We start from the raw sequence: 17,903 nt of genomic DNA on the forward strand, positions 1-17,903 counted from the left end.
ATTTTAATTTGATGTCTATATTGAATTGATAAATTCAATTTTTAACGCACAGACTGACTGCCTAAAGCATTATCACCCAACCAATCGCCTAACGGATGCGCATCTTTAGCATAAGGATTCACAAAATGCTGCTGTATGTACGTCTGCCCTTCGCTACTCAGGCAGTCTGCTAGTGAACGCGACCATTGTGGATTACGATCTTTATCAATGAGCAGCGCACGTACCCCTTCCTTAAAGTCAGGATTGGCGGCACAATGTACGGCTACATTGGCTTCTAAATACAGAACTTGCTCTAGCGATAAGTCAGTGACTTTATAATAAAGCGCATAGGTCAACGCCGCAGTCACTGGGCAGCCATGGCGATAAGTGTCTACTGCTCGCCGCGTCCAGCTATCATTAGCAAACTCTGTATCTATTTTTTCGAGTGCTGCATCACTTTGTAATAAAGCATCGATATCACCAAGTCCGCCGCTGTTCATCAACTGCTGGATAGGTTGCCAATGGATTGCCAATTTACTAGCAGGCAACTCGGCAATTGGTTGCGCTGCAAGCACACGGCTAACGATACTATGAGCACTATTGTTATCGCATTTATCCGTACGACTAGCGGCAACCTGCCAATCACTCTGTTTTAAACTTTGTATGACGGCATCATAGTCACTACTGGCGACGGCATACTCTGCAAGATTGGCTAATAGCGCATCATTGCCATTACACATCGCGCCCGTTAACCCTAAAAACAAGCCCGTCTTAGCTGGCATACGCTGCAAAAACCAACTGCCAGAAGCATCAGGGAACAGCCCAATAGTCACTTCTGGCATGGCAAAGCGCGTGCGCTCTGTGACCAAGCGGTGACTACAACCTGCCATCAAGCCCATGCCGCCACCCATAATAATGCCGTCACCCCAGAGTATTAGTGGTTTGGAATAAAAGTGCATCTGCCGATAAAGACGATATTCATGACCAAAAAATTCTGTCGCGTAAGGATTCGGTAGCGGTGCATCACTAGACATACTGTCATAAAGCTTACGAATATCACCGCCAGCACAAAACGCCTTATCGCCTGCGCCTTTTAATAGCAATGCCACCACTTGCTCATCACCTTGCCACTGCTCTAGTTGCTGCGATAACAATTGACACATCTCAACGCTAAGGGCATTAAGAGACTTTGGCATATTTAACGTCATTATCCCAATCAGGTGACCACAATCTGTCGGTTCGGTGCTGAATAGTACCGGCGCTTCTGGTTTGCCTTCTATAGCTGTTGTCATAAAAGTGACCTACAAATATTAAAAGAAAAATAGTATCATTAAGTTTGACTTTATGGCGTTTATTTATTTTGCCAAGTGGGTTTACGTTTTTCTAAAAATGCTTGTACACCTTCGCGCTGATCTTCAGTATCGAACAATTTAACAAAGGCTTCACGCTCATGGATAAGGTTTTGTGCAGGCGGAGTATGTCTTGCCGCTTGGATAAGTGTTTTGGAATAACTGACCGCAACTGGTGATTGTTTAGCGACTTTTTGTGCCAAGGCTTGTGCTGTTTGTAATCCCTCACCTTTTATAGCAACTTCTTCGACTAAGCCAATGCGTAGTGCAGTCTCGGCATCGACGCGCTCGCCGCACAATATCATGCGCTTTGCCCAGCCTTCACCTACTAAAGCTGTTAGATTTTGCGTACCGCCAGCACAAGGTAACAAACCAACGCCAGTCTCAGGCAATGCCATTTGTGCATGGTCTTCTGCAATACGGATATCACAAGCCAGCGCACATTCAAGACCACCGCCCATCGCATAGCCATTGATGACAGCGATGCTCACGCCGCGATAGGCTGACAACGCTTCAAATGCTTCACCAAAGGCGATCGCCATACTAATCGCACGACCTTTATCGCCATCTGCAAAATTATTTAAATCGGCACCTGCTGAAAAGAACTTCTCGCCATCACCATGGACGATTAACGCATACACCTCATCATTGGTATTGAGATCAGAGACCAATTGCTTAAGCGCATTGAGACTGTCCATCGTCCACGTATGAGCAGGTGGGTTGTTCAATGTGAGCGTCGCAATATGACCATTAATTGATAGTTTTAAGTTGGTATAATCCGTCATGAAATATCCTTGTTATAATTTTTTATAAAATTGCTTTATCCATACATTCGAATAGGCAAATTATCTATTCATATAAAATGATTAGCGTAACTGGCTTAACGCATCGTCTTGTAGCAGCTGACGTGAGACAATCACGCGCATAATCTCATTGGTGCCTTCTAAGATTTGATGCACACGCAAATCTCGCACATGGCGCTCAAGCGGATACTCATTGAGATAACCATAACCGCCATGCAGCTGTAAGGCTTCATTGGCGACATCAAAACACAAGTCAGTAGACAAACGCTTTGCCATTGCGCAATAAGTAGAGGCCTGTGCATCATTATTGTCGACTTTATTCGCCGCTAAATAGAGCATTTGCCGTGCGGTAATGGTTTGGGTCAACATATCTGCAAGCTTAAACTGTACCGACTGTAAACTAGCAATCGGACTACCAAATTGGCTACGCTCTTGCACGTAATTGGTCGCTGTCTCAAGCGCCGCTTGCGCAGTACCGACTGCACAGATACCAATATTAATCCGACCGCCATCTAAACCCTTCATCGCAATACGAAAGCCTTGACCTTCTTCGCCGATGAGGTTTTCTACTGGCACTTTGACATCTTTAAAGCTAATCGTCCGTGTTGGTTGTGCTTTCCAACCCATTTTATGCTCGTTTTTGCCGTATTCGATACCAGCACTGTCTGCATCAACGACGAATGCTGAAATCCCCTTTGGACCTGCAGCGCCCGTACGTGCCATAACCACTAACACATCAGTGGAACCTGCCCCTGAGATAAAGGTTTTTTCGCCGTTAAGAATATAATGCTCGCCTTGCTTATCGGCTTTGGTACGTAGTGATGCCGCATCAGAACCGGCATTAGGCTCGGTCAAACAATAACTGCCCAGCCATTCACCACTAACCATATTTGGCAAATATTTTTTGCACAATGCATCACTGCCAAACTCACCAATCATCCAGCCAGCCATGTTATGAATGCTCATATAAGCAGCAACAGCCGTATCACCCCATGCTAACTCCTCAAACACCATCGCAGAATCTAAACGCGGCAGACCCAAGCCATCATAGTCAGGGTTGGTATATAACCCTAAAAAGCCGAGCTCGCCTGATTTTTTAATCACATCAATTGGGAAATGCGAGGTGCGATCCCATTCAGCGGCATTGGGCTTTAGCTCTTTTTGTGCAAACTGTCTAGCAGTTTGGCGAAAGGCAATTTGGTCATCGGTCAATGAAAAATCCATGGGGTCATCCTTGTGCTGAATAGAGTGTATTAAAGCGTCAATGCAAATATAGGTGATTCAGCGTTAAATTGAAATAGTGGTATTAACCCCGCGGCTCGCCTCATCATCAAACCAGCGCGCCGTGACGGTCTTAGTTTGAGTATAGAACTGTACCGCTTGCTTACCATAAGGACCGAGATCACCAAGTTTACTGGCACGCGAGCCTGAGAATGAGAACATTGGTAATGGTACAGGAATCGGCAAGTTAATACCGATTTGGCCCACTTGGATATCTTGTTGGAACTTATGCGCAGCTGCACCTGACTGAGTAAAGATAGCCGTACCATTACCATGTGGATTGGCGTTGAGTAATTCAATCGCTTCATCTAAGCTGGCAGCACGCATGATGCACAGTACAGGTCCAAAGATTTCTTCTTTGTAAATTTGCATATCCGCAGTGACGTTATCAAAGATAGTAGGTCCTACAAAGTTGCCTTTCTCATACCCTTCAACCGTAATACCGCGACCATCAAGAATCAAGCTTGCCCCTTCTTCTACTCCAGTACCAATCAAATGCTCAACACGCGCTTTTGCCGCGGGAGAAATTAGCGGACCTAAGTCTTTATCATGCTTACCAGCTGAGACGATTAAACCTTCTGCTTTGGCCTTGATATCATCAATCCATTCACCCGCAGCGCCCACTAGCACCACAACTGACAATGCCATACAACGTTGACCAGCAGCACCAAATGCAGCACCAGCTAGCTGATTTAGCGTTTGCTCTTTATTGGCATCTGGCAATATAACACCATGGTTTTTCGCGCCCATCATACACTGTGCACGTTTTCCTGATTGACTGGCACGCTCATAAACGTGTTTGCCGACGTTGGTCGAACCGACAAATGAAACTGCTTTGATATCAGGATGATCACAAATCGCATCAACGGTCGCCTTGCCACCATGTACGACGTTTAGCACACCTTCAGGTACGCCCGCTTCAACCGCTAGCTCAACCAAACGCATGGTCACCATCGGATCTTGTTCAGAAGGTTTTAGGATAAAAGTATTGCCCGTGGCAATCGCCATTGGGAACATCCACAGAGGAATCATCGCTGGGAAGTTGAACGGCGTGATACCAGCACAAACACCAAGCGGCTGCCAAATACTATAGGTATCAACGCCTGAGGCAACGTTTTCAACGAAATCGCCAATCTGTAGATTTGCAATCCCAGCAGCATGCTCAACCACTTCTAAACCACGGAATACATCACCGCGTGCATCAGCAATAGTCTTGCCCTGCTCTGCGGTCAAGATTTCTGCTAGCTCATCCATATGGTCACGAATCAATGCCTGATATTTTAGAAAGATACGCGCACGTGTGGTAATCGGTGTTTTGCGCCACGTTTGAAAAGCGGCTTTGGCTGCTGCAACCGCCTGATTGATTTCATCGTCTGTGGTTTGCGGAACTTTGGCTATGACTTCTTGCGTGGCAGGATCGGTGATATCAATCCATTCACTGGTATTAGAATCAACAAATTGACCATTGATGAGCTGCTTGACGTGGTGCATAAGATATCCTTATCTTGTTTGCGAGACTACCCTTTAGCGGTGTCTTAATATTCAAAAAGAGAGAAAAAATGATGAGCTTTTATCGATCAAACGTAATTTATAAAATGATTTATTTCGTATCGTTATTGACTATACCAATAAACCATTTTTAGGGTCAAGCGCTTTGTCAAAATTTTATCTGAGTTTATGTTAACGAAAAAAACTTTATGTAAGGTATATTTTCAGTTTGAGCGAAAGCGACTAAGTAGTGATAAAAATGAAGAGACGCCTTAAATTGAAAACAAAAAAGCCCATGATTGTGCATGAGCTTTTTTTCAATATTAACGTTAGATGGCTTTTTTCAATTAATACGCCATCGTATTAGTAGTCTTTCATAGACTGCTTAATCGCCTCAATCGCTGTTGGATTATCAAGCGTTGACATATCTCCTGTTTCGTTGCCTTCTGCTAGAGCACGAATGGCTCGACGTAAGATTTTGCCAGAGCGCGTTTTTGGTAGTGCTTGCGGGAAATAAATTGCCGCTGGCCTTGCGATACCACCAAGGGATTTGACCACAGCACCGATGACCTGCTGCTCAATACGGAAACGATTTTCGGTGGTCGTGACTTGTTCATGATCTCTCAGCACACAAAAGGCTATCGGCAATTCTCCTTTCAATTCATCATGAATACCCACAACCGCACATTCTGCCATCTCTGGATGCGTACTAATCGCTTCTTCAATTTCTTGCGTGCCAATACGATGACCGGCGACGTTAATCACATCGTCAGTTCGTCCTAAAATATAAAAATAACCCTCCTCATCAGTCACGGCATAGTCTGAGGTTGAATATTGCTTGCCATCAAACAGACCAAAATAGCTACTGACAAAGCGTTCGTCATTTCGCCATACCGTGGTCAGACAACCGGGCGGCAATGGTGCACGAATCGCGAGCAGTCCTTTTTCGCCAGCTTTACAAGGTTCGCCTGTTTCTTCATTAATGACATGCGCATCGTAACCATACATGGGATAACCAGGTGAGCCTTGCTTGTGCGGCTTATGATTGAATTTGGGCGTGTTACTCAGGATGGGCCAGCCAGACTCTGTTTGCCAATAATGGTCTAAAATTGGCACACCTAAATGCTTAGTCAGCCAGTTGGCTGTCGATTCATCCAGTGGTTCACCTGCCAAAAAGAACGATTTGACACTTGAGACATCGTAGCGTGTCATCCATGTCTCATCTTGCTTTTTGAGCATACGTACGCCGGTCGGCGCGGTGAACAAAATATTGACCTTGTTGGCTTCCACAATTCGCCACCAGATACCAGGGTTTGGTCGATGTGGTAAGCCTTCATACATCACACTCGTCATGCCAGCCAGCAATGGTGCATAAATGGTGTAAGAATGCCCGACCGCCCAGCCGATATCTGATATCGCCCAAAATGTCTCGCCCGCCTTGCCATCGTAGATATAGTCCATCGACGTCGTTAGCGCAACCGCGTGACCACCTGTATCACGTTGCACGCCTTTTGGCGTACCCGTAGTGCCTGAGGTATAAAGTAAATATGATGGCGTATTTGACTCAAGCCAAACTGGCTCGACAATCGCATTGGCTTCACAGCTGATACGGCGCTGAGTTGCATAATCAACATCAATATTTTTTGGCTCAAATGGTAAAATGCCACGATTGATGACCAATACATGCTTGGGCTTGACCGTTGCTTGCTCTACCCCTTGATTGACAAGGTTTTTATAATTAATAACTTTACCGCCACGCAAACCTGCATCCACCGTGATGACCATTTTTGCTTCGGCATCATCCATACGAATGGCTAAGTTATGGGCAGCAAAACCACCAAATACCACGGAATGTACCGCACCGATACGAGCGCAAGCCAACATGGCATAAGCGGCTTCTAGAATCATCGGCATGTAAATGACAACGCGATCGCCCTTGCCAATACCATGACGCTGTAGCACATCAGCAAAATAATTGACTTCTTTATATAGGTCATTATAGGTCAGACGACGTTTGGTATAGTCCGTGTAAAGCTCAACGTTATTACCCAAATCTTTAAACGCATCGACGACTGCAGGAAAGGTTTCGATTAACTCTTGGTTAATCTCAGAGGATAACCAGATAAAAGCATCTTGCTCTGCGCGTTCTGCAAGATGGCGATCCACACAGTTATAGCAAAGATTGGTCTCGCCGCCGACATACCACTGCGCAAAAGGCAGATTGCTGTCATCAAGGATTTGTTCAGGTTCTTTATGCCAATAGATACGCTTTGCTTGCTCTGCCCAAAACTGCTCTTTATTTTCAATAGAAGAGTGATAAATTTCAGCAAAAGTTTGAGTGGTATTAGATAACGCTTGAGAAGTCTGAGCTTGCTCTGACGATTGGTTGGTCACTGAAGTGGCGGTTTGCTCGCTCATAATAGCTGTCCTTAGCATAAATGATGGGTAATACGATGTAATATTGTCATAGTAAAGATTGGCTATCCCTGCCAGCTATCTCTAATAGAACAAAAAACCGATACACTACGTATCGATTTAGTAGGTATCGGTTTAAAATGTAGCAGAGCTAACAATAAAGGTCAACTATTAAGCCAGTTATCTGCTCAATAGTTAAGCCACTTTAAGCCTATACCTCAGTTTGATCAGCATACATCTCACGCATCACTTTTTTGTCATGTTTACCAACAGAAGTCTTTGGTAGCTCATTGACGAACTTAAACTGACTTGGCACACCATATTTCGGGATAATACCCCGCTCTACAGCTTTCTCAGCAATGGCTTTGATATCATCAACGCTCGTGTCTTGAGCATTAGGTTTTAACACAATCAAGGCCAATGGACGCTCGCCCCACTGTTTGTCACGTACCCCAATCACAGATACGTCAGCGACCGCTGGATGTAACGACAAAATCGTCTCAATCTCTAATGACGATATCCACTCGCCGCCTGACTTAATGACATCTTTTAAGCGATCAGTAATTCTAATATAACCATCAGGACGTATATAAGCAATGTCTTGGGTGTGCATATAGCCGTTTTCCCACAGCTCTTTGCCCGCATCGTCATTTTTTAGATAGCTTTGCGTTAGCCAAGGTGCGCGCAATACCAGCTCGCCAGTATTGTCTTGACCGGTACCAACCGACTCATTATTGCTACTCCATATTTGAGCATCCACCATCAGTACGGGCTTACCAGTCATACAACGGCGAGCGATATCTTCATCTTCACTCATTTCAGGCTCGTCGAGACTAAATTCTGTCAAGCTAATAAGGGGCGCTGTCTCTGACATACCATAACCAGTATATACTTCGATACCTTGTGCCATGGCGGTTTTTGCCAAGCCTTCAGTCAACCTTGAACCACCGATGATCATTTTTAAACCATTAAAGCTAGCACCGCGATCTTGCGCTTCTTTGAGCACCATTTGCAAAATCGTTGGGACACAATGGGTAATACTAACTTTTTCATTAATAATCAAATCCATTAACACATCTGGTGCATAGCGTCCCGGATACACTTGCTTCAGACCAGCCATGGTCGCAGTAAATGGAAAGCCCCACGCATGTACGTGGAACATTGGCGTCATCGGCATATAGACATCACCGTAGCTGACGCCTTGCTTGTCGGGCAGCATACCTAATGTCGCCGCTTCGGTAAGAGTATGCAATACTAGCTGGCGGTGGCTAAAGAATACGCCTTTTGGATCGCCCGTCGTGCCTGAGGTATAAAACGTCGTGGCAATGGTATTTTCATCAAAATCTGGGAAGTCAAACTCACTATCGGCAGCTTGTAATAACGCTTCATACTCACCTACTACGCGGTTTTGATTACCACCGAAGACTCCTTCAGATGTCACGCCATCATCATCTAGCCAAATAATGTGCTCAATACTAGAGTTTTCAAACTGATAGCTTTTGACCAATGGCGCAAACTCAGAGTTGAGCAGCAGCACTTTTGGCTTAGCGTGATTGATGGTATAAAGAATTTTTTCTGGCGATAGGCGGATATTAACGGTTTGTAAAATATACTCTGACATCGGTACCGCGAAATACGACTCAAGATAACGATGGCTGTCCCAATCCATCACCGCCACTATATCACCTGCATCTAGATTTAAACCTACTAAGACATTGGCCAAGCGATTGATACGATTGAATAAATCTTTATAGGTAAGGCGTTTTTTGTCAGCATAAACGATTTCTTGCTCTAGCGACACCGTTTTGGCACGGTTCAATAGTTGCTTAACTAATAAGGGATAATCGTAAGCAGAAGGGGCGCTGTGGTAAATATTTGACATAGATGTGACGTCCTTGTTGGTCATGCGGATAAGTTATTATGCGGGTGAATCATGGATAATTGATGGCACGCAGTTCTAGTTATTTTAGCTTTTACTTATAAAAAATTGGCTGTTTAAAAAGTGATAGTGGCTAACATTATTAATAGAATTATTAAGGTGTATTGAACAGGCTATATCGATAGTAAGAAAAAATCGACGCTATGTAAAGCAACCTTACGTAAACATCCTAAGCTGCAATAGCTTGATGAAAATTGCTCAAAAACAGCCATCAAGCCGCGCGTGATTTTGTTTTAATCATGCCAAAACTGGCAACCAGTAATGCCAAAATCTGTACAAATAAGAGCAGCCATACTGTGAGCGACCACTGCCCGCGCGCATAAGCCATACCGCATAACCACGCACCCATCGTACCGCCAGCATAATACCCCATGTAATATAAACCAGACGCCAATGAGCGCCCTTTTTTAACATTGACGGCGATATAACTGATGGTAGCAGCTTGGGTGATAAAGACACCTGAGGACATAATAGCAAGACCAATAATAATGCCCCATAACGGCGTTACTAGCGTTAACAGCACCCCAATCATAGAAACGAAAACAGCCACGCGCACTGTGCGCGCTGAACCAAAGCGACGTAGCAAGGTCGTCGACAATGGCGTGATGACAACGCCTATCAAATAAACGGCAAAAATATTGGCAAGCGCACCCGTATTCAACTCATATGGCGTCTTAGCAAGATGTAAATTGATAAAGGTAAAACAACCCACGAGTGAGAATAAAACACACGCTCCTAGCAGACAAGCCGTCACCACATAACGATTGGTTAGATGCTCACCGAGCGTCTGCATCGCGGAACGAAAATTCGGATTGGCCACAAACTGCTGTGACGATGGCAGCATTTTGCCGACCCACAGCGCACCGATAAGGGTCATCGCTGCCATCACATAATAGCCTGCACGCCAGCCGATAAGCTCGTGCAAATGCCCAAGCAAAAATCGCCCCATGAAGCCGCCAAGTACCGAGCCTGAGACATAGAACGACATCAGTTCTGTGACAGCGCGTCCCTCAAACTCTTCACCGATATAAGCAATCGTCACCACGGTAATGCCCGGTACAGACAACCCTTGCATAAACCGCCACATACCCATCCAACCAATACTCGGACTTTGGGCAATTAAAGCAGTTGGTATCGCTAAAAATAATAATGCGCCAACGATAAAGGATTTACGCCCCACAGCGTCAGACAGCATGCCCAAGAATGGCGACATAATAGCAATCGCCATCACCGTTGCACCGACGATCATGCCAGCTTGCACCTCAGTTGCAGACAGGTCTACCATTAATACGGGCAAAATGGCCTGAATAGAATACACTTGCAAAAAAGCAAACATCCCAATCAAGCCAATGGTGAGTTTTAAGACCCACGATGTTGCATTATTGATTGGTGTAGATAGAGGTTCTGGCATATTATTTTGGGATTTACTGATGGTATTTTTCACAGGGATACAGGCTATGTTGGACGCGGATGATCTGGCGTGAGTAATAGAAATAGGACGATAATAGCTGAAATAATGACGAAAACAATGATGACAATAATGGCTGATGCTAGGGATAGCCGTCAGGTATGATTTTAGCACACCAAATACCAGACTCTGGTTTCGGTGTGTTATCGGTATTGCTTTATTGATGCTTAGGGTCTGTTGAACACTAAAAATTGCTGCTTTGTATACTGCGTAGGTGACGTATATTTTTGACAGCAAGCAGATTACTGTCTACTATTATTTTGATCTATTATATATAAATGCGATCTACAAAAACTTATACCCACAAAATATAACCTGCGGCAAAATCCAACTCACCTATAGCAGACTCTCTATCATGCCCAAATACCCTTTTTATTCGCAATGGATTGTCGCTATAGGTGCATTGGTTTTTTCTATAAGTGCGTCGGCAGTTACGTTAGACGAAGTAGCCGCAACTAACAAGCTCACAATTAAAGAGCAATCGACCAAAATAGTATCAACCCCGATAGCGTCAGCGGTTGTAATAACATCGTCTGTATCAGCACCAGCCGTGCCGTCAAACTGTATCGCCGACAGTATTATTACAGCGGCTAATCTTTCAGATACGCGTGATAAAGGGCCTTTTTCGGTGGCCAAAAAACCCGTTCCTCGTCAGTTAGCCAACGGCTTTGGTGGCGGAACTATTTATTATCCAACCAATGCAGGCGGCTGTGGTCTGTTAGGCGGAATCGCAGTAGTACCGGGTTATGTGTCCTACGAATCTTCTATTAAATGGTGGGGGCCGCGTTTGGCATCTTGGGGATTTGTGGTTATTACCATCGATACCAACTCCATTTATGATGACCCAGAGAGCCGTGCGGCGCAGTTAAGTGCCGCGCTTGATCATATGCTTCGTGACAATACGGTAGGCGCTCAGATAGATAGTACACGCTTGGGTGCTATTGGCTGGTCAATGGGCGGCGGCGGCGCGCTCCAGCTAGCGACAAAACGTCAGACGGTTCGAGCGATTATTCCGCAAACGCCCTATCACGATAAAGACTATGGCGAAATGAACACGCCTGCTTTATTCATTACTTGCCAAAATGACCGTATTGCCTCAAATAAAAAATACAGCAGTCGTTTTTATGATAAGGCTACAGGCGCAAAAATGAAGATTGAGATAAAGAACGGTAGCCATTTTTGTCCAAGTTATCGTTTTAATGAGATATTACTGAGCAAGCCCGGTATTGCTTGGATGCATCGCTATATTAATGGCGATACCCGCTTTGATCAGTTTTTATGTAGTAACGACAACTATGGCAACAATCCTCGTATATCCGCTTACGACTATAAAAACTGCTCATAAACGAGGCACTCATGAGAAAAGCACTGATAAACTAGACACTTATAAACGATCCGCTGGTCAACGTCTGACTTAGGAGCGCTTAGCATAGAAAAAGGCTACCGAAATGGCAGCCTTTTTTATAAAATCATTAACGCAATTATTCACAGCTCGCTTTGCCAGTGCGATGATTAACGGCACCATTGGCGGCTAATAGCTTTTGCATATCAACCAAATCTCGCGAACACGCATATGAATAGGCACCTTGATTATATGAGCCCATTTTTTTGTCTTTGGTCGTTGCCACTAGATTTGGATTAGCACCTTGCGCCAATAAATAGTTGACAGTTTCAAGGCGATTATTACTAGCTGCAACCATAATCAAGGTTTCACCATCACTTTCTACCGTCTGATCATTTAAGTCCACAGGCGCTTTTTCATTCAATAACGTATGTACTTTTTTGACAATATTGGTATTTTTTCCCAGTACAGCAGATTTCATGACGTTATAAACATCACCGTCATCTTTAGCATAGATATCAGCACCTTTGCTGACTAAGTAATCGACCACATCTTCATAGCCGATAAAAGCAGCCCAGCCTAACGCCGTTTGGTTAAGGCTACCTGTATCTTTAACTTCTAAGTCTTGACCATTGTTAACCATGTATTTGACCGTGGCTAGATCACCATGTTTTACGGCGTCAAACCAAGTAGCATCTGCACCTGTGGAGGGTTTGTCATAAAACACACGCCAAGAAAGTTTGTTTTGATTGGCAAGATCAAAATTCTCAGTAGTGCTGAAACGAAAACCCACTTGTGGGACTGGTGCGGTTTGAGCAGCTTGGATAGTGTCAATTTTAGTGACGCTGTTATCATTGTTTAGGCTTGAGCAACCTGCTAATAACATCGTTGCCATAACCGCTGATGCGCTCATTTTTCCAAAAAATCTCATGACTCAACCTTCAAATACAAATTAAATAGTGAGAGATATTATACAGATTCATTAAATAATAATCTATAAATTATAAGCTATGAATGACAATGACCCTCGAGTAATATAGGCTTATATCCGACTTTAACGTTATACACTGAACCTAACAATCAACATCTTTTTTATAACAGACTTTAGGTACATGACTCACCATAATAAGATATCAATTATAATAAGTTGTCATCTACTGATAAGAAATATTCATTATTAAAATTGCTGAGACATTAAAAAACTCGAATAAAAACACTAAGGAATAATTTCAATGACCGATAAAATTCATGATTTAGGGGCAGGATTTTGGAATATACGCGGATCTTTTCGCATTGGCGGTGTTCTAAACATTGGCACTCAGTGCTCACTTATACAGTTAAACTCAGGAAAGTTTATATTTTTGGATAGTTATTCATTGACTGGTGACGTACGCGATGAGGTGATGGCATTAACCAATAATGGTCAAGATGTCGAAGCAGTACTGAACGTCCACCCATTCCATACGGTGCACTGTGCACAAATGGCAAAAGACTTCCCGCAGGCGACCTTTTATGGCAGTCGCCGCCACCATAAAAAAGTACCTGAAGTACAATGGGCAGATGACTTGGTTGAAAGCGATGCGGTCGCCAAGCGTTACCCTGAGCTTAAGTTCTCAATGTCACAAGGCATCCACTATATCTCACCCAATGAGATGATTCATGCAGGCTCACTATTAGCCTATCATCCTGCCAGTCAAAGCTTGCACGTCGATGATACCTTTATGAGTCCACCGATGAAGTTATTAGAGGCGATATTACCTGAACTGATACTGCACCCAACGACCAAAAAAGCGCTAAAAAATGAGCCCGATGCAGGCAAGCAATACTGCGATTGGGCAAGCAATTTGGCACATGAATGGCGCGATGCGCGTAATTTCTGCGCCGCACATTCCTATTTAGTGACATTCAATGACGGTGAATTTGAAGTGGCGCTATTAAAAGCCATTGATAAAGCCCGTCCAAAATTAGAAAAAGCTTAATTGACCGTATAATCTCACATTAGAAGCATAACAAAGGGAGTGACCAAGATGGTCGCTCCCTTTTTTGCAATGACGCCATCAACATCAAAAGTTATTAACGAAACAATAAAGACGCTAGCTCATCTTCGTTATTGATGATATCTGCCAAGGTATAGCGCTCAAGGACGTTAATAAATGCCGTTAATGCTTCAAAGAATACACTTTTTAGTTGGCATGCTGGGCTAATGACACAGCCTCTAGCGTTATTTGTCGTTTCATCAATAAGCGTAATAGGCAAACCAGTCTGTCGACCATCACTACTCTTATCATTCGCGGGTGTCGCAAAACACTCGACCAAATCAAAGTCCGGCTCTATTTTTTTAATTAATACACCCAAATTGATGTCTTTTGGCGCACGAGCCAAACGTATACCACCATTTTTACCACGCACACTTTCTATATAACCAAGCTGACCCAACTGATGAATAATCTTGGTCAAATGACTTTTAGAAATGCCATAACTGTCGGCAATATCACTGATATTTGCAAGTAATGGCGGCTCTGGTCTCACTGCCAAGTAAATCAATGAGCGCAGCGCATAATCGCTATAATTGGTCAATCGCATTTATTTGCGCTCCTATTTTATATAAATCTTTCAAATATGTATCAGCTTAAATTTTAGCAATGTAACTCTATAAGTTTGAAAATGAGGGTCTTGAAAAGTCAGTGTCTCAAACAAACGGTATTTCAAACAAACAGTGTCTGGAAAACAAAGGTCTTAAAACCTTATAACATTTGCAAAATAATCTACTTAAAAATATCAACAATCAGTCGATAGACTTGGATAAATACCCTATTATTTTGGCGATAGCATTATAACGGCTCTACAGGCTCTAACCAAACAAACCATCAGGTCTAGGACGTGCCAGCATCGGCAAATAACTGATGCAAAATAGCACGAAGCAAGCAATCCACGCCCCTTGGGCAATCATGATCCATAATAGATAGTGACTCATATCGGCAAGCGGCAACAGCACGCGACTGACAAATGCCAATACCATCAGACCATACATAATATTCACCGTCTTGGGCGGCTGATGAATGCTGCGTCCCGTATGACCAAGCGATACCCGCGTCATCATCGCTACGGTCATCATACCAACGCCTGCAATGGCAAGCCCATGCATCGCAATACTATGAGTATAGCCCAACCATGGTTGCAGCGCATACAGCAGAAAACTCAAACACATGCCCAAAAATGCAACATATAATGACCAAAGCAATGGCTTTTGCCAGATACCGCGATGATACCAGCCTACCAAACGGACGATATTAACCACTGCTACGCCAAGCGCCGTAATAGTCAGCAGATACTGATTAGGATAAAACAAGTCACTGATAAAAAACGCTAAGAAAAACAATAAACTCGCAATATCCTGTACTTTACTATTGCGCAACTTGATGACTTCCGTCGTTCCAAGACTCAGACCACGTTCAATAAAGAATGGCACCACGCGGCGACCAATGGTCAGCACCAAACCGATAATTAAATAAAACCCTAGATAAATACCTATTTTAGTCATACTCATATCGGCATTGATAATACCCCAGTAGCAGATTCCATTGCCAACGGTCAATAATGCCAGTTTCGCTAAGATACCCATTTGCTTATACTGCTTGACCTGTAATACCGCTCGACATATCACAAATGCCATCGAAGCGATAAACAATAAGTCAAATACTGCGGCGATATATAACAACGATATACTGCTACCCGCAACCGTCATACCAAGCCCAAAACCTGCCCAGCTCAAACGTGCCAGCAGCCAACAGCCAAATATAGCCAGCAGCTTATAACCATGCGGCATCATTACCCCTGTCCACGTCTTCACTGCCGTGAGGAGAAATCCTGCAATGACCGCCAAGGCATAACCATAGACCATCTCATGACCGTGCCAATACAATGGGTTCAGTGCTTGTGCGTCAATATCTGTATGACCAGTAAATACAAAAGACCATAGCAGCATCGTTATCACGGCAAATAGCGCGGCAGCACTAAAAAATATTCGAAAGCTCAAATTCAGAATAGGATGCGGAGAGCTGGGCGGCTTGCTGGGTAAGTTGATCGATTGCATGGCAGTCTTCTTAGAAGCATGTGAATAAAGTTTAACCTAAAGATTCATTTTAGATGAATGTTATGAGTTATACAATAGTGATAATTTTATAACTCATTATAACGGTTTGCTATTAGCATAAAAAATAACCGCTAATAAGACTATTAAGCGGTTTAGAACGTGCTATTTAGTATTGGTGCTCTAAAATCCATAAACTGCTTTAACTTACATGACCGCCTTGCCATTTATCAATGAACTCACCATTGGGATCGTATTGCTGGGTTTGCTTGCAAAGATTAAATTGCCGACATCCTCTTGGATCAGCGCCTACGCCCGCTAGATATTGCCAATTCCCCCAATTACTCGCGACATCATAATCGATAAGATGCTGCTCAAAATAGGTTGCACCGTAACGCCAGTCTAAACCCAGCTCATGAATAAAGCAGCTAGCAACGATTTGTCTGCCACGATTGGACATATACCCTGTTTGCTTTAGCTGATTCATGCAGGCATTGACGATAGGATATGGCGTGCTGCCATTCTGCCATTGCTGCAAACGCTGATCGTCAAAATGAGTAGCTGGTAATTCATGACCAATGCCCTTAAACAAAAATAGATTGCTACCATGTTCAATCGCATACCAATAAAAATACTCGCGCCACAGCAGCTCAAACCATATCCAATACGTTGACTCATTGGCGATAATCTCACGCTCATAATGACGTAAGCGATTCAATAGTATTTTCACAGACAAGCAACCATTTGCCAGCCAAGGCGAGAATTTAGTGGAATGCGTCCAGTCATCCAGTGCATTACGTGTGGTTTTATAAGTGCGCGGCGCAGCAGAATCGAAATAGTGAGTTAAATGAATCATTGCATTTGTTTCACCACCTTTAAAACTAAGCGCTTGCTCATCAGATGGTTGTGTTTTAAAAAGGTATTTACTATGCGCTATCAACGCATCAGGCATTGGCGGTAGCGACTTTGGCGTAGGAAAAACAGCCACCTCTTCGTCAGCATTCAATAAATCATGGCTTGCTTCAACCTTTTTGCGAAACTGGGTAAAGCTTTTGGGCAGGTCTTGTGTCGGTAAATCAGCAAATAGCGTATGGGTTGATTGCCTGTGCCATATTATCTGTGGATATTTGCTCTGCAAGGCAGCATAGCCTTTATTTTGATTATAATCTGCCGTGTGGCTGACACAGATATCGGTGACTTGTTGCTGCTCAATGAGCTGGCATAACTGAGTAAAGGCGTTTAAGGCAGACTCCACCTTATCTTGTGACAACTGACTCTTTGATGAATAGCTTGGCGACAGATACAGCAATCGATTACCAAGGCGCTGAAGCGATCGATCCAAATCAGCCAAGCTCTCAGACAAGAACTGCTGACGAGCAGCGCCCATCTCATTAAAGTGGTAAGCTTGACGGCTCTCTTTCGGTTCAATGCAATCAGCCAAAAAACCAGCATAGATAAGCATCAGGTTGCCTTGATTACTTTTAGTCAATGTCGCCGCTTTGACTAACGTTTCATTGTCCTCTATGCGCAAATCGTTATGAAATAAGACCAATACCGCTTTTTTGACTGACTTATTTGATGCATTGTCTAATTGGTGATTTGACATGCTCTCGATTCCCAAGTAGTTAAACGCGCTCACTTGAAGCTGAGTCTAAACTTTGACTTCCTCCCCGCCCTCAAAGGAGGGGGATTCCTACTAAAGACGGCCAAGCCCGACCGCGAGAATGTTTTTTGCTCCATTAACGTCTC

At 43.8% G+C, this 17,903-nt stretch carries 13 protein-coding genes; 2 read left to right on the top strand and 11 right to left on the bottom strand.

The genetic code is table 11. The features are described 5' to 3' along the window. Window positions 1-41: 41 nt before the first annotated feature. The 7 genes from C8D84_RS03370 to C8D84_RS03400 all read right to left on the bottom strand — a co-directional run bounded on the left by C8D84_RS03370 (window position 42) and on the right by C8D84_RS03400 (window position 10,665). Window positions 42-1,271: an enoyl-CoA hydratase/isomerase family protein gene (locus tag C8D84_RS03370; protein ID WP_109590043.1), complete on the bottom strand. Its 1,230-nt coding sequence runs from the start codon at window positions 1,269-1,271 to the stop codon at window positions 42-44. A gap of 59 nt (window positions 1,272-1,330) precedes the next feature. Then, the gene (locus C8D84_RS03375) at window positions 1,331-2,113 is read right to left on the bottom strand and encodes an enoyl-CoA hydratase (protein WP_087815893.1); all 783 of its coding nucleotides are present in this window, start codon (window positions 2,111-2,113) and stop codon (window positions 1,331-1,333) included. Window positions 2,114-2,194: 81 nt separating this feature from the next. Further along, window positions 2,195-3,355 carry an acyl-CoA dehydrogenase family protein gene (locus C8D84_RS03380; protein ID WP_087815891.1) on the bottom strand — a complete coding sequence of 387 codons (1,161 nt, stop codon included), beginning with the start codon at window positions 3,353-3,355 and terminating at the stop codon, window positions 2,195-2,197. Window positions 3,356-3,418: 63 nt separating this feature from the next. Continuing rightward, window positions 3,419-4,903: a CoA-acylating methylmalonate-semialdehyde dehydrogenase gene (locus C8D84_RS03385; protein WP_109590045.1), complete on the bottom strand. Its 1,485-nt coding sequence runs from the start codon at window positions 4,901-4,903 to the stop codon at window positions 3,419-3,421. A 360-nt stretch (window positions 4,904-5,263) separates the two neighbouring features. Then, the gene (locus C8D84_RS03390) at window positions 5,264-7,318 is read right to left on the bottom strand and encodes a propionate--CoA ligase (protein ID WP_109590047.1); all 2,055 of its coding nucleotides are present in this window, start codon (window positions 7,316-7,318) and stop codon (window positions 5,264-5,266) included. 208 nt (window positions 7,319-7,526) lie between these two features. Continuing rightward, window positions 7,527-9,197 (bottom strand): fatty acid--CoA ligase, encoded by a 1,671-nt coding sequence (locus C8D84_RS03395; RefSeq protein ID WP_109590049.1) that lies wholly within the window; start codon window positions 9,195-9,197, stop codon window positions 7,527-7,529. Window positions 9,198-9,465: 268 nt separating this feature from the next. Further along, window positions 9,466-10,665 (bottom strand): MFS transporter, encoded by a 1,200-nt coding sequence (locus C8D84_RS03400; RefSeq protein WP_170108259.1) that lies wholly within the window; start codon window positions 10,663-10,665, stop codon window positions 9,466-9,468. Window positions 10,666-11,077: 412 nt separating this feature from the next. Here C8D84_RS03400 and C8D84_RS03405 point away from each other — a divergent pair, with 412 nt between their 5' ends. Then, complete coding sequence (locus C8D84_RS03405) at window positions 11,078-12,067, top strand: dienelactone hydrolase family protein (RefSeq protein ID WP_109590052.1); 990 nt, start codon at window positions 11,078-11,080, stop codon at window positions 12,065-12,067. Window positions 12,068-12,203: 136 nt separating this feature from the next. Here the strand turns inward: C8D84_RS03405 and C8D84_RS03410 are convergent, their stop codons facing one another. Further along, complete coding sequence (locus C8D84_RS03410) at window positions 12,204-12,995, bottom strand: ankyrin repeat domain-containing protein (protein WP_227676062.1); 792 nt, start codon at window positions 12,993-12,995, stop codon at window positions 12,204-12,206. A 301-nt stretch (window positions 12,996-13,296) separates the two neighbouring features. Here C8D84_RS03410 and C8D84_RS03415 point away from each other — a divergent pair, with 301 nt between their 5' ends. Next, on the top strand, window positions 13,297-14,043 hold the full coding sequence (locus C8D84_RS03415; protein WP_109590054.1) for a hypothetical protein: 747 nt from the start codon (window positions 13,297-13,299) through the stop codon (window positions 14,041-14,043). A gap of 94 nt (window positions 14,044-14,137) precedes the next feature. Here C8D84_RS03415 and C8D84_RS03420 read toward each other — a convergent pair whose 3' ends face one another. The 3 genes from C8D84_RS03420 to C8D84_RS03430 all read right to left on the bottom strand — a co-directional run bounded on the left by C8D84_RS03420 (window position 14,138) and on the right by C8D84_RS03430 (window position 17,760). Beyond that, on the bottom strand, window positions 14,138-14,647 hold the full coding sequence (locus C8D84_RS03420) for an Rrf2 family transcriptional regulator (protein ID WP_087815879.1): 510 nt from the start codon (window positions 14,645-14,647) through the stop codon (window positions 14,138-14,140). A 268-nt stretch (window positions 14,648-14,915) separates the two neighbouring features. Beyond that, window positions 14,916-16,157: an NnrS family protein gene (locus C8D84_RS03425; RefSeq protein WP_087815877.1), complete on the bottom strand. Its 1,242-nt coding sequence runs from the start codon at window positions 16,155-16,157 to the stop codon at window positions 14,916-14,918. A 199-nt stretch (window positions 16,158-16,356) separates the two neighbouring features. Next, on the bottom strand, window positions 16,357-17,760 hold the full coding sequence (locus C8D84_RS03430) for a DASH family cryptochrome (protein ID WP_109590056.1): 1,404 nt from the start codon (window positions 17,758-17,760) through the stop codon (window positions 16,357-16,359). Window positions 17,761-17,903: the final 143 nt, after the last annotated feature.

Source organism: Psychrobacter immobilis, assembly GCF_003148585.1.
GTDB lineage: Bacteria > Pseudomonadota > Gammaproteobacteria > Pseudomonadales > Moraxellaceae > Psychrobacter > Psychrobacter immobilis.